The sequence below is a fragment of the Pseudomonas sp. GW101-3H06 genome (genome assembly GCF_059424605.1).
The window spans coordinates 5,550,094-5,567,081 of the sequence record NZ_JBWKZO010000001.1 but is presented as its reverse complement, the minus strand read 5'-3'; the positions used below and the strand labels follow the sequence as shown (position 1 = coordinate 5,567,081).

General features: G+C 59.3%; 18 protein-coding genes. 13 read left to right on the top strand and 5 right to left on the bottom strand.

Annotated features, from left to right (window positions below):
• Positions 1 to 152: 152 nt before the first annotated feature.
• The 6 genes from murJ to ispH all read left to right on the top strand — a co-directional run bounded on the left by murJ (position 153) and on the right by ispH (position 7,707).
• Entirely contained in the window at positions 153 to 1,691 is a 1,539-nt protein-coding gene (murJ, locus tag AC07ZE_RS25580; protein ID WP_207267124.1) for a murein biosynthesis integral membrane protein MurJ, read from the top strand.
• 142 nt (positions 1,692 to 1,833) lie between these two features.
• Positions 1,834 to 2,772 carry a bifunctional riboflavin kinase/FAD synthetase gene (gene ribF / locus AC07ZE_RS25575; protein ID WP_170948725.1) on the top strand — a complete coding sequence of 313 codons (939 nt, stop codon included), beginning with the start codon at positions 1,834 to 1,836 and terminating at the stop codon, positions 2,770 to 2,772.
• Positions 2,773 to 2,785: 13 nt separating this feature from the next.
• Positions 2,786 to 5,617: an isoleucine--tRNA ligase gene (ileS, locus tag AC07ZE_RS25570; RefSeq protein WP_207267123.1), complete on the top strand. Its 2,832-nt coding sequence runs from the start codon at positions 2,786 to 2,788 to the stop codon at positions 5,615 to 5,617.
• On the top strand, positions 5,610 to 6,122 hold the full coding sequence (gene lspA, locus AC07ZE_RS25565) for a signal peptidase II (RefSeq protein ID WP_095196616.1): 513 nt from the start codon (positions 5,610 to 5,612) through the stop codon (positions 6,120 to 6,122). Before ileS ends, lspA begins: the two co-directional genes overlap by 8 nt.
• A 7-nt stretch (positions 6,123 to 6,129) precedes the next feature.
• Positions 6,130 to 6,567, top strand: a complete 438-nt coding sequence (fkpB, locus tag AC07ZE_RS25560) for an FKBP-type peptidyl-prolyl cis-trans isomerase (RefSeq protein ID WP_207267893.1) — start codon at positions 6,130 to 6,132, stop codon at positions 6,565 to 6,567.
• Between the two features lie 192 nt (positions 6,568 to 6,759).
• Positions 6,760 to 7,707: a 4-hydroxy-3-methylbut-2-enyl diphosphate reductase gene (ispH, locus tag AC07ZE_RS25555; RefSeq protein ID WP_207267122.1), complete on the top strand. Its 948-nt coding sequence runs from the start codon at positions 6,760 to 6,762 to the stop codon at positions 7,705 to 7,707.
• Here ispH and AC07ZE_RS25550 read toward each other — a convergent pair.
• Positions 7,684 to 8,226, bottom strand: coding sequence for a GspH/FimT family pseudopilin (locus tag AC07ZE_RS25550; protein WP_207267121.1), 543 nt, complete (start codon positions 8,224 to 8,226; stop codon positions 7,684 to 7,686). The genes ispH and AC07ZE_RS25550 overlap by 24 nt on opposite strands.
• A 130-nt stretch (positions 8,227 to 8,356) precedes the next feature.
• On the opposite strand from AC07ZE_RS25550, the gene AC07ZE_RS25545 reads away from it, so the two are divergent.
• From AC07ZE_RS25545 to thiO, 7 genes are all read left to right on the top strand, one after another.
• Positions 8,357 to 8,830 carry a GspH/FimT family pseudopilin gene (locus AC07ZE_RS25545; protein ID WP_207267120.1) on the top strand — a complete coding sequence of 158 codons (474 nt, stop codon included), beginning with the start codon at positions 8,357 to 8,359 and terminating at the stop codon, positions 8,828 to 8,830.
• Positions 8,827 to 9,276 (top strand): type IV pilus modification protein PilV, encoded by a 450-nt coding sequence (pilV, locus tag AC07ZE_RS25540; protein ID WP_207267119.1) that lies wholly within the window; start codon positions 8,827 to 8,829, stop codon positions 9,274 to 9,276. Before AC07ZE_RS25545 ends, pilV begins: the two co-directional genes overlap by 4 nt.
• Positions 9,273 to 9,998, top strand: coding sequence for a PilW family protein (locus AC07ZE_RS25535; protein ID WP_207267118.1), 726 nt, complete (start codon positions 9,273 to 9,275; stop codon positions 9,996 to 9,998). Before pilV ends, AC07ZE_RS25535 begins: the two co-directional genes overlap by 4 nt.
• Before the next feature lie 11 nt (positions 9,999 to 10,009).
• A complete protein-coding gene (locus tag AC07ZE_RS25530; RefSeq protein WP_207267117.1) occupies positions 10,010 to 10,483 on the top strand; it encodes a pilus assembly PilX family protein in 474 nt (157 codons plus the stop codon).
• Positions 10,484 to 10,583: 100 nt separating this feature from the next.
• On the top strand, positions 10,584 to 10,916 hold the full coding sequence (locus tag AC07ZE_RS25525) for a hypothetical protein (protein WP_310650385.1): 333 nt from the start codon (positions 10,584 to 10,586) through the stop codon (positions 10,914 to 10,916).
• Between the two features lie 14 nt (positions 10,917 to 10,930).
• Positions 10,931 to 11,332, top strand: a complete 402-nt coding sequence (locus AC07ZE_RS25520) for a type IV pilin protein (protein ID WP_207267115.1) — start codon at positions 10,931 to 10,933, stop codon at positions 11,330 to 11,332.
• A gap of 57 nt (positions 11,333 to 11,389) precedes the next feature.
• Entirely contained in the window at positions 11,390 to 12,490 is a 1,101-nt protein-coding gene (gene thiO, locus AC07ZE_RS25515; protein ID WP_207267114.1) for a glycine oxidase ThiO, read from the top strand.
• A 102-nt stretch (positions 12,491 to 12,592) separates the two neighbouring features.
• On the opposite strand, the gene AC07ZE_RS25510 is transcribed toward thiO, so the two are convergent.
• The 4 genes from AC07ZE_RS25510 to AC07ZE_RS25495 all read right to left on the bottom strand — a co-directional run bounded on the left by AC07ZE_RS25510 (position 12,593) and on the right by AC07ZE_RS25495 (position 16,894).
• Entirely contained in the window at positions 12,593 to 13,924 is a 1,332-nt protein-coding gene (locus tag AC07ZE_RS25510) for a sigma-54-dependent transcriptional regulator (RefSeq protein WP_207267113.1), read from the bottom strand.
• A gap of 2 nt (positions 13,925 to 13,926) precedes the next feature.
• On the bottom strand, positions 13,927 to 15,513 hold the full coding sequence (locus AC07ZE_RS25505) for a sensor histidine kinase (protein ID WP_207267112.1): 1,587 nt from the start codon (positions 15,511 to 15,513) through the stop codon (positions 13,927 to 13,929).
• Positions 15,503 to 15,736, bottom strand: coding sequence for a PP0621 family protein (locus AC07ZE_RS25500; protein WP_137804279.1), 234 nt, complete (start codon positions 15,734 to 15,736; stop codon positions 15,503 to 15,505). Before AC07ZE_RS25500 ends, AC07ZE_RS25505 begins: the two co-directional genes overlap by 11 nt.
• Before the next feature lie 135 nt (positions 15,737 to 15,871).
• Positions 15,872 to 16,894, bottom strand: a complete 1,023-nt coding sequence (locus tag AC07ZE_RS25495) for an outer membrane protein assembly factor BamD (protein ID WP_095196602.1) — start codon at positions 16,892 to 16,894, stop codon at positions 15,872 to 15,874.
• Between the last annotated feature and the right edge of the window lie 94 nt (positions 16,895 to 16,988).

Genomic DNA, 16,988 nt, shown 5'->3' with positions numbered 1-16,988 from the left:
GCTAAGTGGTAGGCGTGGTGCGACGGGATATTTCTTTCCGGCGTGTGACCTGTAAACTCGCGAGCTTTGGCTCTGTGCTGTTGCGGCGCGGAGTATCGCACAAGTAGGCGCGTAGTTCGCCTGCTGTTTATCGACAGGCACAAACTCTTTCAATGAATCTGCTCAAATCGTTGGCCGCCGTCAGCTCTATCACGATGCTTTCCCGGGTTCTCGGATTCGTCCGTGACACCCTCATTGCGCGCGCATTCGGCGCAGGAATGGCAACCGACGCCTTCTTTATCGCATTCAAACTGCCCAACCTGTTGCGGCGCATCTTCGCCGAGGGGGCGTTTTCCCAGGCGTTCGTGCCCATTCTTGCCGAATATAAAAGCCAGAAAGGGGACGAGGCGACGCGTACGTTCATTGCCTATGTCTCGGGCCTGTTGACGCTGGTGCTGGCGCTGGTTACGGCGCTGGGCATGCTTGCCGCGCCGTGGGTCATCTGGGTGACGGCACCGGGTTTCACCGACACGCCGGAAAAGTTCGAGCTCACCACCAGCCTGTTGCGGTTGACCTTCCCCTACATATTGCTGATTTCCCTGTCGTCCCTGGCGGGCGCGATCCTCAACACCTGGAACCGTTTTTCGGTGCCGGCCTTTGTGCCGACCCTGCTGAACGTCAGCATGATCATCTTTTCGCTGTTCCTGACGCCGTATTTTGATCCGCCGGTGATGGCGCTGGGCTGGGCAGTACTGGTGGGTGGCCTGGCGCAGTTGCTCTATCAGCTGCCTCACCTGAAAAAGATCGGCATGCTGGTGCTGCCGCGCCTGAATCTGCGCGACAGCGGCGTCTGGCGAGTGATGAAGCAGATGCTGCCGGCGATTCTCGGTGTGTCGGTGAGTCAGATTTCGCTGATCATCAACACTATATTTGCCTCGTTCCTGGTCGCCGGCTCCGTGTCCTGGATGTACTACGCCGATCGCTTGATGGAGTTGCCGTCCGGCGTATTGGGCGTGGCGTTGGGGACGATTCTGCTGCCGACGCTGGCCAAGACTTACGCCAGTAAAGATCGTCATGAGTATTCTCGAATCCTCGATTGGGGCCTGCGCCTTTGCTTCATGCTGGTGTTGCCTTGCGCTCTGGCGTTGGGGATTCTGGCCGAACCGCTGACGGTTTCACTGTTCCAGTACGGTCAGTTCAATGCTTTCGATGCGGCGATGACCCAGCGGGCGCTGATTGCCTACTCGGTCGGTTTGCTCGCAATTATTGTGATCAAAGTGCTGGCTCCCGGCTTTTATGCGCAACAAAACATCCGGACTCCGGTAAAAATCGCGATTTTTACCCTGATTGTCACGCAGCTGTTCAACCTGGTACTGATCGGTCCCCTGGCCCACGCTGGCCTGGCGCTCGCCATCAGTGCCGGGGCCTGTCTCAATGCCGGGTTGCTTTTCTATCAACTGCGCAAGCAGCAGATGTACCAGCCGCAACCGGGTTGGGCGAAGTTCGGCTTCAAACTGGTAGTTGCGGTGGCGGTGATGTCTGGTGTGTTGCTGGTCGGGATGCATTTCATGCCGGCCTGGAGCGAGGGGCAGATGCTTGAGCGCTTCCTGCGCCTGGGCGCGCTGGTGGTCGCGGGTGTGGTGGCTTATTTCGGCATGTTAGTGTTGATGGGCTTCCGTTTGCGCGACTTCAATCGCAAGGCGCTGGGCTGAGGATAAAACCTCGATAACTATTTAGAAAAAACGTGGGCGGGCCGGCATTTTTGTCGGCTCGATTACTTTGGCATACGGTGTTGCCTGTCGTCGGCCGCCGGGTGTGGTTATAATCGACCACTTTATGAGCAAGAAGCGCGTTATGCAGCTGGTTCGAGGCCTCCACAATCTGCGCCCCCAGCATCGGGGCTGCGTCGCCACTATTGGCAACTTTGACGGTGTACACCGTGGCCACCAGGCTATCCTGGCGCGGCTGCGTGAGCGTGCGCTCGAATTGGGCGTGCCCAGCTGCGTGGTGATTTTCGAGCCGCAGCCACGGGAATTCTTCGCTCCGGACACGGCGCCTGCGCGTTTGGCCCGCCTGCGGGATAAACTGCAGCTGCTGGCGGCCGAAGGCGTCGACCGGGTCTTGTGCCTGGCGTTCAATCAGCGTCTGAGCAAGCTCAGCGCCAAGGCGTTCGTCGATACCATTCTGGTGGACGGCCTCGGCGTGCAACACCTTGAAGTGGGCGACGACTTCCGTTTTGGCTGTGACCGGGTAGGGGATTTCGATTTCCTGCAACAGGCCGGCGTCACGCAGGGTTTTACTGTCGAAGCGGCGCAGACCGTCGAACTCGACGGCATCCGGGTCAGCAGTACTCAGGTGCGTAATGCGCTGGCGGCTGCCGACTTTGTCCTGGCCGAGCGTCTGCTCGGTCGCCCGTACCGTATCGCAGGTCGCGTGCTGCACGGCCAGAAACTCGCGCGGCAGCTGGGTACGCCCACCGCCAATATACAACTCAAGCGCCGTCGCGTGCCGTTCACCGGGGTTTACCTGGTTAACGTAGAGATCGACGGCAAGACCTGGCCCGGCGTCGCCAACATCGGCGTGCGGCCCACGGTCCAAGGTGATGGCAAGGCCCACCTGGAAGTGCATCTTTTAGATTTTGCCGGCGATCTGTATGACCGGCGTTTAACGGTGGTTTTCCACCACAAGCTGCGCGAAGAGCAGCGTTTCGCCTCTCTGGAGGCGCTGAAAACGGCGATCAACGCGGATGTCGCCGCCGCCCGTGCACTAGCCGCACCTAGCGCCCATCGCTAATGAAGAGCCTTAAATGACCGACTATAAAGCCACGCTAAACCTTCCGGACACCGCCTTCCCAATGAAGGCCGGCCTGCCTCAGCGCGAACCGCAGATTCTGCAGCGCTGGGACAGCATTGGCCTGTACGGAAAGTTGCGCGAGATTGGCAAGGATCGTCCGAAGTTCGTACTTCACGACGGTCCTCCGTACGCCAACGGCACGATTCACATCGGTCATGCGCTGAACAAGATTCTCAAGGACATGATCATCCGCTCGAAGACCCTGTCGGGCTTCGACGCGCCTTATGTTCCGGGCTGGGATTGCCACGGTCTGCCGATCGAACACAAAGTCGAAGTGACCCACGGCAAGAACCTGGGCGCGGACAAGACTCGCGAACTGTGCCGGGCGTACGCCACCGAGCAGATCGAAGGCCAGAAATCCGAATTCATTCGTCTGGGCGTGTTGGGCGACTTTGCCAATCCGTACAAGACCATGGACTTCAAGAACGAGGCCGGTGAAATCCGCGCCCTGGCTGAAATCGTCAAGGGTGGTTTCGTGTTCAAGGGCTTGAAGCCCGTGAACTGGTGCTTTGACTGCGGTTCGGCCCTGGCTGAAGCGGAAGTCGAGTACGAGAACAAGAAGTCCTCGACCATCGACGTGGCTTTCCCGATTGCCGATGAAGCCAAGCTGGCTGCCGCCTTCGGTCTGGCATCGCTGGCCAAGCCTGCCTCGATCGTGATCTGGACCACCACCCCGTGGACCATCCCGGCCAACCAGGCGTTGAACGTCCACCCGGAATTCAACTACGCGCTGGTTGATGTCGGCGACAAACTGCTGGTGCTGGCTGAAGAGCTGGTCGAATCGTGCCTGGCCCGTTACAGCCTGCAAGGCTCGGTCATCGCGACCACTACCGGTAAAGCACTGGAGCTGATCAACTTCCGTCACCCGTTCTATGATCGTCTGTCGCCGGTTTACCTGGCCGACTACGTCGAACTGGGCGCCGGCACCGGTGTGGTTCACTCTTCGCCGGCCTACGGCGTGGACGACTTCGTGACCTGCAAGAAGTACGGCATGGTCAACGACGACATCCTCAACCCGGTACAAAGCAATGGCGTGTACGTGCCATCGCTCGAGTTCTTCGGCGGCCAGTTCATCTGGAAGGCCAACCCGGCCATCGTTGAGAAGCTGACCGAAGTCGGTGCGCTGCTGCACACCACCATCATCGAACACAGCTACATGCACTGCTGGCGTCACAAGACGCCGTTGATCTACCGCGCCACCGCACAGTGGTTCATCGGCATGGACAAGCAGCCGACCACGGGCGATACCCTGCGCCAGCGTTCGATCAAAGCCATTGAAGACACCAAGTTCGTCCCGGCCTGGGGCCAGGCGCGTCTGCACTCGATGATCGCCAACCGTCCGGACTGGTGCATTTCCCGTCAGCGCAACTGGGGCGTGCCGATCCCGTTCTTCCTTAACAAGGAAAGCGGCGAGCTGCACCCACGCACTGTCGAACTGATGGAAGAGGTCGCCAAGCGCGTCGAAGTCGAAGGCATCGAAGCCTGGTTCAAGCTGGACGCCGCCGAACTGCTGGGCGATGAAGCGCCGCAGTACGACAAGATCAGTGACACGCTGGACGTCTGGTTCGATTCCGGTACCACGCACTGGCACGTGCTGCGCGGTTCGCACCCGATGGGCCACGAAACCGGTCCACGGGCCGACCTGTACCTGGAAGGTTCGGACCAGCACCGCGGCTGGTTCCACTCTTCCCTGCTGACCGGTTGCGCCATCGACAACCACGCGCCGTACCGCGAGCTGCTGACCCACGGTTTCACCGTCGACGAGTCCGGCCGCAAGATGTCCAAGTCGCTGGGCAACGTCATTGCACCGCAAAAGGTCAACGACACCCTGGGCGCCGACATCATGCGTCTGTGGGTGGCATCGACCGACTATTCGGGTGAAATGGCAGTTTCCGAGCAGATCCTGCAACGCAGTGCGGACGCCTATCGGCGTATCCGTAACACCGCGCGTTTCCTGCTCTCGAACCTGACTGGATTCAATCCGGCCACCGACCTCTTGCCGGCCGAAGAAATGCTGGCACTGGACCGTTGGGCCGTGGACCGTACCCTGCTGCTGCAACGCGAGCTGCAAGAGCATTACGGCGAATACCGCTTCTGGAACGTCTACTCCAAGATCCACAACTTCTGCGTGCAGGAGCTGGGCGGTTTCTACCTCGACATCATCAAGGATCGCCAGTACACCACCGGCGCCGACAGCAAGGCCCGTCGTTCGTGCCAGACCGCGCTGTTCCATATCTCTGAAGCGCTGGTTCGCTGGATCGCACCGATCCTGGCTTTCACCGCCGATGAGTTGTGGCAATACCTGCCGGGCGAGCGTAACGAGTCCGTCATGCTCAACACCTGGTACGAAGGCCTGACAGAACTGCCGGAAGGCTTTGAGCTGGATCGCGCTTATTGGGACCGGATCATGGCGGTCAAGGTCGCGGTCAACAAGGAAATGGAAATCCAGCGTGCGGCCAAGGCCGTCGGTGGCAACCTGCAGGCCGAAGTGACGCTGTTCGCCGAAGACGCCCTGAGCGCCGATCTGGCCAAGTTGAGCAACGAGCTGCGCTTCGTCCTGATTACGTCCACTGCCAGCGTTGCGCCTTTTGTAAAAGCGCCTGAGGACGCGGTAGTGACCGAAGTTGCCGGCCTGAAGCTCAAAGTGGTCAAGTCGAGCCACGCCAAGTGCGCCCGTTGCTGGCACTGCCGTGAAGACGTCGGCGTGAACCCGGAGCATCCGGAGATTTGCGGTCGTTGCGTCGACAACATCAGCGGTGCTGGCGAGGTTCGCCACTATGCCTAACGCCGTTGGCCGTTTCGGACGGCTGAGCTGGCTCTGGTTGAGTTTGCTGGTCCTGGTCATCGACCAGGCCAGCAAGTTCTACTTCGAAGGCAAGCTTACGATGTACCAGCAAATCGTAGTGATCCCCGATTACTTCAGCTGGACCCTGGCCTACAACACCGGCGCGGCGTTCAGCTTCCTGGCTGACAGCTCCGGCTGGCAGCGCTGGCTGTTTGCCTTGATTGCGATCGTGGTCAGTGCGGTGCTGGTGGTCTGGCTCAAACGTCTGGGTCGCAATGAAACCTGGCTGGCAGTCGCCCTGGCACTGGTGCTCGGTGGCGCGCTGGGTAACCTTTATGACCGCATTGCCCTGGGCCATGTGATCGATTTCATCCTGGTGCACTGGCAGAATCGCTGGTACTTCCCGGCGTTCAACTTTGCCGACAGTGCTATCACTGTAGGCGCAGTCATGCTGGCACTGGATATGTTCAAAAGTAAAAAGACCGGAGAAGCCGTTCATGACTGAACAGGTATTGGCTGAGCAACGCATCGGCCAGAACACGGAAGTCACCTTGCATTTCGCATTGCGCCTGGAGAACGGCGACACGGTGGACAGCACCTTCGACAAGGCCCCGGCGACATTCAAGGTCGGTGATCGCAACCTGTTGCCAGGTTTCGAGGCTGCACTGTTCGGTTTCAAGGCAGGCGACAAGCGTACGCTGAGCATCGAGCCGGAAAACGCGTTTGGCCAGCCCAACCCGCAAAACGTGCAGATCATCCCGCGTTCGCAGTTTCAGGACATGGACCTGTCGCCGGGTTTGCTGGTGATCTTCAACGATGCGGCCAATACTGAGTTGCCGGGTGTGGTGAAAGAGTTCGATGACGCGCAAGTGACCATCGACTTCAACCACCCGCTGGCCGGCAAGACGCTGACCTTTGACGTGGAAATCATCTCCGTCAAAGCGTTGTAACTGACCGAACTCGGTCAAAATGTGGGAGCGGGCTTGCTCGCGAAAGCGTCATCAGACTCAACATCAATGTCGACTGACACACCGCTTTCGCGAGCAAGCCCGCTCCCACATTAAGATTTCACTGTTTTCGAGCCCGAAGTTCGAGTAACAGGTGGCATTACTATTTCTTGCGCGCAAGACACGAGGCACAGCATGCAAATCAAACTCGCCAACCCCCGTGGCTTCTGCGCCGGTGTGGACCGGGCGATCGAAATCGTCAACCGCGCCCTGGAAGTCTTCGGGCCGCCGATCTATGTGCGCCATGAAGTGGTCCACAACAAATTCGTCGTCGAAGACCTGCGCAATCGTGGCGCGATCTTCGTCGAAGAGCTGGATCAGGTGCCGGACGACGTGATCGTGATCTTCAGTGCCCACGGTGTGTCCCAGGCTGTACGCACGGAAGCCGCTGGCCGTGGCCTGAAAGTGTTCGATGCCACATGCCCGCTGGTGACCAAGGTGCACATCGAAGTTGCGCGCTACAGCCGCGACGGTCGTGAATGCATCCTCATTGGCCACGCCGGTCACCCGGAAGTCGAAGGCACCATGGGCCAGTACGATGCCAGCAACGGGGGGGCGATCTACCTGGTCGAGGACGAGAAAGACGTCGCCGAACTGCAAGTAAAGAATCCCGAAAAACTGGCGTTCGTGACCCAGACCACCCTGTCCATGGACGATACCAGCCGCGTCATCGACGCCCTGCGTACCCGTTTCCCGGCCATTGGCGGTCCGCGCAAGGACGATATCTGCTACGCCACGCAAAACCGTCAGGACGCAGTCAAGCAACTGGCTGACGAATGCGATGTGGTGCTGGTGGTTGGCAGCCCGAACAGCTCCAACTCCAATCGCCTGCGTGAACTCGCCGAGCGTATGGCCACGCCGGCCTATCTGATCGACGGTGCCGAAGACCTGCAAAAGAGCTGGTTCGACGGTGTCGAGCGTATCGGCATCACCGCTGGCGCCTCAGCGCCGGAAGTCCTGGTGCGTGGCGTGATCCAGCAATTGAAGGCCTGGGGCGCCACCGGCGCCGACGAATTGGCCGGTCGGGAAGAGAACATCACGTTCTCCATGCCTAAAGAACTACGTGTTCGCTCCCTGCTCTGAGTCTTCGCCACCCACGCATAGCGCCTGTTCAGTCTTTTTGCTGCGCAGGCTGATGCGACCGCTCGAGGCCAGCACCACCTGGTGCAGGCTTACCGGCTCGCGTGTCGCGCAAATATGCAATGTCCCCGCTTGAAATCCCCCGTTGACCAGTTCTCCCTGATGACCGAAGCGTACGGAAGTCCTGACATTTCGATTACCGAATACGGGCATTGAACTGCCATTCCTGCGCTCGATCAGCATTGGATTGCTGTCGTCCTCATAGCCCTTGCCGCTTACATCCAGAATAATCCGCCAGCCTTGGCCCCAGTCGCCGTTTATGCCGTGAATAACTACGGTTTGGCCTCGTGATATTGCCTCGTTTCTTGCGCTGCGCATTCCACTGACAAGCGACCTCGCCGCATCCTCGCGAAAATTCGATTCCCTGACGGCTGCAAACGCCGGACTGACCAAATGCAGAACAATCCCGACAATCGTCAGTCCCATAAGCAGTTCGATCAGGCTGAAACCGTGCTGACGCATGGCAAACCCCTCCCTGGAGTGTTGTGCACCGTGCGATCCGTGCACGAGTAATAGCAATCCAACCGCGCCGCGGCGGTCGAACGTTCTAGCGTGTAAAAGCAGGTATAGCCGACGGCAACGGAGGGCATCGATGGAGTATCGTACAAAAGGTTTCACGCTGATCGAGTTGCTGGTTGCCATTGCGATCTTTCTGGCCCTGGTCACCCTGGCTGTCCCGGCGTTTACCCGATCCACGCAAATTTCCAGGGCCGACACCGAGATCGGTGATCTGCAACGTGCCCTGAACTTCGCCCGGCTGGAGGCGATCAATCGGGGCGTGACCACGCGAGTGCGCCCCACCGCAGGCGGCAGCGTCTGGACCGGGGAATTGTCGGTGTATGACGGCACTGGCACGCCGGCCAATGTATTGCGTGTTATTCCAGCAATGAGCAGCGGCGCGACGCTGACGCTAACCTCAGGAGTGACCGCCATCGATTTCAATAATCTGGGCGGCTTGTCGTCATCGTCCGCGGCGATGGCGATCAGCTATGTGCTGGGAACGCAAAGCAGGACGCTGAACGTGTGTTTGAACGGACGAATTCTATTGGGTGGAAGTTGCGGATGAGGCAATGGAGTAAACGAGCACAGGAAGGTATGACGCTGATTGAAGTCCTGGTTGCGTTGCTGATTCTTGGCGTGGGACTGTTGGGGGCCGCGTCGATTCAATTGAACGCGCTGAAGTACACCGACAGTGCGCGCATGACCAGCCAGGCCAGTTTTATCGCCTACGACATGATGGACCGCATTCGTGCCAACGCTGCCGCCGACTACACCGTCACGCCGCCGACCTCGGGCAACCTCAGCGTCGCCCGGGACCAGGACCTTTACGACTTCACCCGCAATATCGTCAGTTTCGGTGGCCCTACGGCTACCGGCAGCATCGCCCTCCATCAGCGCGTGTACACCATCACCATCACGTGGGACGACTCCCGGGCCGCCAACAGCGCCAATTCCCGCCGCAGCTTCGTGCTCACCAGCCGCACGACCGTTGATCCGAGGGTGACGCCATGAAGCGTCTCCAAAGAGGGTTTGGCCTGATTGAGCTACTGATCGCCCTGGCCTTGAGCTTGATCGTGGTGCTGGGCGTGGTGCAGGTTTTCATTGCCGCAAAAAACACTTACGTCAGCCAGAACGCTGCCGCCGCCATGCAGGAAGATGCACGCTTTGTACTGAGCAAAATGATTCAGGAAATCCGCATGGTCGGCATGTTTGGCTGCCTGGGGACAATCACCGACGCCAGCTTGGGGGGGCGTTTCGCTGCCAGTCAGAAAACGCCAATCAGTTGGGATAACGCCAATCAAAAACTGACCTTGGTGACGGCGGATGTCGGCAGTAACGGTGCAACGCCGACCTGGACGGTGGTTTCCGATTGCCAACATACGGCGACGGCGTATTCCGACTTGCACGCGCCGGCTTCGGGGCAACTGGCATTTCCGATCCGGCGGTTGATCTACAGCTTCAAGAACGGTCAGTTGACGATGGGTACCGGCATTGGTACCGGCACCGCTACGCCAACTCAATCCGTGCTGGTCGATAACGTCAGTGCCTTCAACGTGAGTTTCGGCCTCGCCAGCTCCGCCGCCGATACGGCCGCCTCCAGTTACAGCAGCAATCCCTCGGACCCGGCGCGCATCCGCAGCGTGCGGCTGAGCCTGACACTCGCCGATCCGAACAGCCGGGTGAGCAATCAAACCTTCAACGTGGTTGCCGCGCTGCGCAACCGCTTGCCGTGAGGGTCGCAACAATGAGTATTTCTCCGGCAAGGTCCCAGCGTGGCATGGCGCTGCTGGTCAGCCTGGTGTTTTTGTTGCTGCTGACGCTGATTGGCATTTCATCGATGCAGAACGCCACCCTGCAGGAAAAAATGGCCAGCAGCGTGAGTTTGCGAAATCAGTCATTCCAGGCTGCCGAAGCGGCGTTGCGCGTCGGCGAAAGCGCGGTGCAACTCGATAGCTACTCGTTGGCCGTGTGCAATGGCATTCGCCAATGCGAACCCCCGGCCGAGTCATCGACGGTCAACGCCGCAGGGTTCAATTCCAACTCTGGCGTGATCTGGATTGCTTCTGGCAACGCCTTCTATGGCGTGCAAAACATTGGCACCACCGTGACGGCGGTGAATGTACCGAGCGCCACCTCGGCGACGTTGTACCGGATCACCGCCGTCGGCATCGCGGGCAACTCGCGTAGTGTGGTGGAGAGCATTTATGCCAAGTACTGAACGATCAACGACGCTGTCAGTCGGTGCTGTTTTAGCGTTGTGCCTGTCGGCATCGGTTTATGCCTTCACGCCATCGGACTGGCCAGGCCGGAATCCGGACATGACTATCACCTCGTCGAATCAGGGCCGGGACAGTTGTTTGACCCATGGCAACTGGTACGGCTTCTATCGCAGTCATTCGGGTTTGAAGCCCATCTGCCTGAAGCTGCCCGTGGCGTTCAGCGTTAAGATGCTCGACTCCGATGGCGACGGAGTGATCGATAACCCTGACGTTCTGTCCAGTGGAGTGATTTTTACCGGCGACGATCCGGCCCTGAGCGATATCGACAAGGACGCGACGAACACCGAGAGCGATTCCAGTGGCGGTATCAGCGAAGGGGTGGAAAAATCCGGCGGCGGCAGCCGTCGTATCATGTGGCGACAAATACAGTAAGCGAGAGTTGAGGCATGCACAGATCCAACCGCGGTTTTACCCTGATCGAAATCATGATCGTGATTGCGATCATCGGGATTGTCCTGACCATCGCCATGCCAAGCTTTACGGAATATCAGAACAAAGGGCGTCGTACCGAAGTGACCGGTCTGCTTTCCGAGCAGGCGCAGATCCTTGAGCGTTTCTATTCACAGAAAAACGTCTACAGCGGTGTCGCCGGCCTCAGTGCGGGCAATGACTACTACACCATCACGCCAACACTGACCGACCAGACCTTCCTGCTGACGGCGGTGCGCAAGGCAGGTACCAGCATGGCCGCTGACAAGTGCGGTGATTTCACCATCACCAATACGGGCGAGCGCAGCATGGTCAATGCTGCGGCCGGCCTGAGCACCAAGGATTGCTGGGGTCGCTGAGTTTTACTTTTCGGGCGTCTTTTGTGCCCTCTGTCTATTTATCGGTTGGATCAGAATATGACCAGGCAACAGCAAGTGGTGATTGTCGGCGGCGGGGTAATCGGTCTGCTGACGGCATTCAATCTCGCGCCCGAAGTGCAGAGCGTTGTGCTGCTCGACCGCTCGAACGTCGGTCAGGAGTCTTCCTGGGCCGGTGGCGGCATCGTATCGCCGCTCTACCCGTGGCGTTACAGCCCCGCGGTCACCGCGTTGGCCCACTGGTCCCAGGACTTTTATCCACAACTGGGCGAGCGCCTGTTCGCGGCCACCGGGGTCGATCCCGAGGTGCACACCACCGGCTTGTATTGGCTGGATCTGGACGATGAAGCCGAGGCGTTGGCCTGGGCTGCGCGGGAGAATCGCCCACTGCGGGCTGTGGATATTTCGGCGGCGCACGACGCGGTGCCAGTCTTGGGTGGCGGTTTTTCCAGGGCGATCTACATGGCCGACGTGGCCAATGTGCGCAATCCTCGGTTGGTGAAGTCCCTCAAGGCTGCGCTGCTGGCACTTCCGAACGTGACGATTCATGAGCAGTGTGAAGTCGGCGGGTTTGTTCGTGAAGATGAAAAAATTGTCGGTGTGCAGACTTCCACGGGTGTGATCCGCGGTGATCAAGTGGTCCTGACTGCTGGCGCCTGGAGCGGTGATTTGCTCAGGAGCCTGGGCCTTGAGCTGCCGGTCGAACCGGTGAAAGGGCAGATGATTCTTTACAAATGCGCGGCGGATTTTCTGCCGAGCATGGTATTGGCCAAGGGGCGTTATGCGATCCCCCGGCGCGACGGGCACATTCTGATTGGCAGTACGCTGGAGCATGAAGGCTACGACAAGACGCCAACCGAATCGGCGCTGGAAAGCCTCAAGGCTTCGGCGGTGGAGTTGATTCCGGCACTGGCGGATGCCGAAGTGGTGGGGCATTGGGCTGGTCTAAGGCCGGGTTCGCCGCAAGGCATTCCCTACATTGGCCGGGTGCCGGGATTTGAGGGGCTTTGGCTCAACTGCGGGCATTTTCGCAACGGGCTGGTGCTGGCGCCGGCGTCGTGTCAGTTGTTTGCCGATGTGATGCTGGGCAGGGTGCCGATCATTGATCCGGCACCGTATGCGCCGATTGGGCGGATCTAGTATCGAAAGATTTGGCGTCCGTCAGATCGCATTCGCGAGCAGGCTCGCTCCCACAGAGGCTGTGGTCTACCTGTGGGGGCGGGCCTGCTCGCGAGCAGGCCCTCAATCCAAGCCGAGCTTCTTGAGCCGGTACCGCATCGACCTGAACGACAAGTTCAACCGCTGAGCCGCTGCCGTACGATTCCAGCGGGTTTCTTCAAGGGCCTGGAGAATCAACTGACGTTCGACGCTCTCCAGATAAGCCTCCAGATTGTCGATCTGCGTGAGGTCCGGTACACCGCCTTCTGCAGCACAGTTACCTTCGGCCAGGCGCAGGTCTCCGGCTTCGATCTGTTTGTTTTCACACAGCGTGTGAGCCCGTTCGAGCATGTTCTCCAGTTCCCGCACATTGCCGGGAAAGCGGTAGCTTTTCAGCGCATCGAGAGCTTGCGGGTGAAGTGTTGCCACGGGTTGACCGGTGTCGGCGGCCAGACGCTTGAGCACATGGCTGGCCAGCGGCTCGATATCGTCACGGCGTTCGCGCAAGGGTGGAACACGCAGCTCGATCACGTTCAACCGGTAGTACAGATCCTGGCGAAAACGCTCGGCGCCGACTTCGGCCGCGAGGTCTTTATGGGTGGCGCAAAGTATGCGCACATCAACCACCACTTCCTGTTGCTCACCCACACGGCGTACGGCTTTTTCCTGAATGGCCCGCAGCAGTTTGACCTGCATCGGCAGCGGCAGATCAGCCACTTCGTCGAGGAACAGGGTGCCGCCATGAGCCGCCTGGAACAGTCCGGGTTTGTCTTCGATGGCGCCGCTGAAGCTGCCTTTGCGATGACCGAAAAACTCGCTTTCCATCAGCTCCGACGGAATGGCGCCGCAATTGACCGGAACAAAGGGTTGGTTGGCACGTGGCCCGCGATCATGAATGAGGCGTGCGACCAGCTCCTTGCCGCTGCCGGATTCGCCGCTGATGTACACCGGCGCCTGGCTGCGCGCCAGTTTGTCGATCTGTTTGCGCAGGTTGCGCATGGGCAATGAATCGCCCAGCAAACGGCGGTCGATGGCAACGCCCGGGGCGGGCAGCAACAGGGCGCTGGTGACCAGTTCCCGCAGGCGAGTGAGGTCCACCGGTTTGCTCAGGAAGTCGAAGGCACCGGCCTTGAGGGCGTTGATCGCTGTATCGACATTGCCATAGGCAGTGATCATGGCCACTGGAACTTGCGGGTGACGTTGCTGGATGTGCTGTAGCAGTTCAAGACCCGTACCGTCCGGCAGGCGCATGTCGGTCAGACACAGATCAAATGTCTCGCGCTTGAGCAGTGCCTGTGCCTCGCCAGCGTTGCGGGCACTCCAGGTATCGAGTTTCATCCGTCCCAGGGTAATTTCCAGGAGTTCGCGGATGTCCGGTTCGTCGTCGACGATCAGGACTTTTTGCCGTGGGCTCATCTTCAACCTTGTTTCTGTCCGTGAGCAAAGGTGATGCGAAAGCAGCCGCCTTGGCGTGGTTTAAAGTCCAGGCGGGCCTGATTGCTTTCACACAGCTCACGGGACAGGTAAAGCCCCAGGCCAGTGCCTTGTTGGCTGGTGGTGAAGAAAGGCTCGAACAGTTGCGCTTGATGGTCAGGGGCCACGCCGGGGCCGTCGTCGAGGATTTCAAGGATGGGCAGCTGGCTGTCGGGATCGACGAACAACTCAAGCCAGACCTGTGCCAGATCGTGGCGCTGGGCGCTGTGGCGCCAGGCGTTGCGAATGAGATTGTCGAGAATCTGGTTCAACTGGTTCGGGTCCATCAACGTCTTGAAATCGCCGCTAGCGATGTGCAGATGAATCTGCCTGCGCTCGGTCGCGCCCTCGCGAATTTCGCTGACGAACTGTTGCAGCCACGGCTTCAGATCCAACCGTTGCGGTACGGTTTGCTGGCGGCGAGACAGTTGCAGGACGTTTTCGATTACCCGATTCATGCGCTGAGAGTGGTCTTGAATGATCTGCGTCAGACGTTGATCCGCGCTGTTCAGTTCCTCGGATTCGCGCAATAGCTGCGCGGCATGACTGATGGCACCCAAAGGGTTACGGATTTCATGGGCGATACCGGCAGTCAGGCGTCCGAGAGCGGCGAGTTTCAGTTGTTGGGCCTGTTGGGCGATCTGGGCGAGGTCCTCAAGAAAAACCAGGGTCTGGTGTTGTGGGCTTGAGTCCAGAGCAATGAAGCTCGGTTGCAGTTCTACGCCGCTATTGGCGACTTTCAGACTTTGCGGGCGCAACGTCGGATTGCTGAGCCAGACCTGAAGGCGTTCGACGAGGGCGGGGACCTGGTCGTCGATCAGATGGCCGTCGAGCCGGTCGCAGCCGAGCAGTGACAGGGCGCTGTGGTTGGCCAATTGCACACGTCGCTGCTCGTCGAGCACCAGGATGCCGGTGCGCATGCGTTGCAGGATCAGCGCATTGAGTGCTTCCAGGCCGACGACTTCGCTGGCCTTCTGTTCCACCAGGGTTTCACTGACTTCCAAGCGTCGGATCAGGCCTTGCACCAGCAACGCTGCGGCAAAGCAAAGGGCACCGAGGGTCCCGACCTGCAAGTAATCATTGGGTTTGGGAGGATGGCTGAAATTCAGCAGAAAGCTGGAACTGACGATGCCGAGTGCGCCGACGGCGGCAATCAGCAGGCCGATGCGCCTTCGCAAGAGCGTATTGCTGATGACGACGGAGACGATCAGCAGGTTGCCAATGGCGCTGGCCACACCGCCGCCTGCGTAGAACAGGATGCACAGCAGCAAGACGTCGAGAAGCGCCAGGCTGAACAATTGCGTCGGATGGCGAGTGTTCTCGAAGAAGACCACCAAAAGAATGTTCAGCACCAGGTACAACCAGCTGCCACTGCGCAGCAGCTCGTTGTTGGCTGACGTCAGCAACTGGTCGTCCAGATTGCTGGAGATCAGCAGCACCAGGATGATGCCGACGCTTAAACGGTAGAGGTGATAAAGGCGCAGCAGTCGCTGGGCCTGTTTGCCGCCGTGACTGGACGTCTCAGCGATCACTGGAACCGGGGCCTTGCTCCAGATGGGCCTGGCTGCAATACCATTGTTGTTGAAGACTCAGTGCACGATCCCGTGGCAGGTGCACGCCGCAATGGGCGCAGCGGACCATCGGTGCCGCTTCCAGCTCGGCAGACGACTTGGGCACGGCAGCCTGGCCCTTGTACTTGCGCCAAAACCATACGGCGGCGGCAATCACGGCGATCCAGAACAGTAAACGAAGCATGATGAGCGGCTTTTTGGCTGATGAATCGCCAGTTTAGCCGGGGACATGGCAGGCGCACAGCGTAAATGCGTTCTATAAAAACGGCGCAATAAAAAAGGGAGACGCAAAGTCTCCCTTTCTGTACCGCCGGTCGTATCAGTCGAACACGCCGAAGGTCATGTAGCTGAACCACGAACGGTCTTCGTTGTTACCTTCCGCTTCGTGATTCTCTTCTTCGATCACGTCACCGTCCGCATCTTTAGGCTTGAGCTCGTTCGGAATCGCGTCCTTGGCATCCTGGAACTGCTTCTGCACATCCTGGTTGGCGCGGGTTTCTCCCGGTGGCAGCGGCGGACGGGATTCGATCAGGCCCAGGGTGGCCTTGCTCAACCACGAACGGTTGTCGGCTTCGGCGACCGACGGTACGAACTGACCGTCCACCAGGCTTGGGTGGTTCGGGTAGTTGAGCTTCAGGGTTTCAAGGCTGGTGGCAGCCAGGTCGTCCAGGTGCAGGCGCTGGTAGGCCTCGGTCATCACCGCCAGGCCGTCGCCGACCGAAGGGGTTTCCTGGAAGTTTTCCACCACATAACGACCCCGGTTTGCCGCGGCGACATAGGCCTGACGGGTCAGGTAGTAATCGGCAACGTGAATTTCGTAGGCCGCCAGCAGGTTGCGCAGGTAGATCATGCGCTGTTTGGCGTCCGGCGAGTAGCGGCTGTTGGGGAAGCGGCTGGTTAGCTGGGCGAACTCGTTGTAGGAGTCGCGAGCGGCGCCCGGGTCACGTTTGGTCATGTCCAGTGGCAGGAAACGCGACAGCAGGCCGACGTCCTGGTCGAACGAAGTCAGGCCCTTGAGGTAGTAGGCGTAATCGACGTTCGGGTGCTGTGGATGCAGGCGAATGAAGCGCTCAGCTGCGGCTTTCGCCGCTTCTGGCTCGGCATTCTTGTAGTTGGCGTAGATGAGTTCGAGTTGTGCCTGATCGGCATAACGACCGAACGGATAACGCGATTCCAGAGCCTTCAGCTTGGCGGTGGCGCTGGTGTAGCTGTTGTTGTCCAGATCAGCCTGAGCCTGTTGGTACAATTCGACTTCGCTCAGGTTTTCGTCTACGACTTCCTTCGATGAGCAAGCAGCGGTCAATGCGAGGATGGCGATCAGCAGCAGGTGTTTCACTTGCATGGCGGCTTGCGTCCCTATGACGGCCGCTGTCTTGGGCGTGGCCGTCCTGTTATGATGAGCGCCCCGTTGAATAGCCTCGGGGCAAAAGACGCCG

Excerpts from the sequence above, each read along its gene's own strand:
- AC07ZE_RS25545 (WP_207267120.1), top strand. The coding sequence starts at position 8,357 with ATGGAGTATCGTACAAAAGGTTTCACGCTGATCGAGTTGCTGGTTGCC.
- lspA (WP_095196616.1), top strand. The coding sequence starts at position 5,610 with ATGCCTAACGCCGTTGGCCGTTTCGGACGGCTGAGCTGGCTCTGGTTG.
- AC07ZE_RS25495 (WP_095196602.1), bottom strand. The coding sequence starts at position 16,894 with ATGCAAGTGAAACACCTGCTGCTGATCGCCATCCTCGCATTGACCGCT.
- pilV (WP_207267119.1), top strand. The coding sequence starts at position 8,827 with ATGAGGCAATGGAGTAAACGAGCACAGGAAGGTATGACGCTGATTGAA.
- murJ (WP_207267124.1), top strand. The coding sequence starts at position 153 with ATGAATCTGCTCAAATCGTTGGCCGCCGTCAGCTCTATCACGATGCTT.
- AC07ZE_RS25535 (WP_207267118.1), top strand. The coding sequence starts at position 9,273 with ATGAAGCGTCTCCAAAGAGGGTTTGGCCTGATTGAGCTACTGATCGCC.
- thiO (WP_207267114.1), top strand. The coding sequence starts at position 11,390 with ATGACCAGGCAACAGCAAGTGGTGATTGTCGGCGGCGGGGTAATCGGT.
- AC07ZE_RS25520 (WP_207267115.1), top strand. The coding sequence starts at position 10,931 with ATGCACAGATCCAACCGCGGTTTTACCCTGATCGAAATCATGATCGTG.
- AC07ZE_RS25525 (WP_310650385.1), top strand. The coding sequence starts at position 10,584 with ATGACTATCACCTCGTCGAATCAGGGCCGGGACAGTTGTTTGACCCAT.
- AC07ZE_RS25500 (WP_137804279.1), bottom strand. The coding sequence starts at position 15,736 with ATGCTTCGTTTACTGTTCTGGATCGCCGTGATTGCCGCCGCCGTATGG.
- ispH (WP_207267122.1), top strand. The coding sequence starts at position 6,760 with ATGCAAATCAAACTCGCCAACCCCCGTGGCTTCTGCGCCGGTGTGGAC.
- ribF (WP_170948725.1), top strand. The coding sequence starts at position 1,834 with ATGCAGCTGGTTCGAGGCCTCCACAATCTGCGCCCCCAGCATCGGGGC.
- AC07ZE_RS25530 (WP_207267117.1), top strand. The coding sequence starts at position 10,010 with ATGAGTATTTCTCCGGCAAGGTCCCAGCGTGGCATGGCGCTGCTGGTC.
- AC07ZE_RS25550 (WP_207267121.1), bottom strand. The coding sequence starts at position 8,226 with ATGCGTCAGCACGGTTTCAGCCTGATCGAACTGCTTATGGGACTGACG.
- AC07ZE_RS25510 (WP_207267113.1), bottom strand. The coding sequence starts at position 13,924 with ATGAGCCCACGGCAAAAAGTCCTGATCGTCGACGACGAACCGGACATC.
- ileS (WP_207267123.1), top strand. The coding sequence starts at position 2,786 with ATGACCGACTATAAAGCCACGCTAAACCTTCCGGACACCGCCTTCCCA.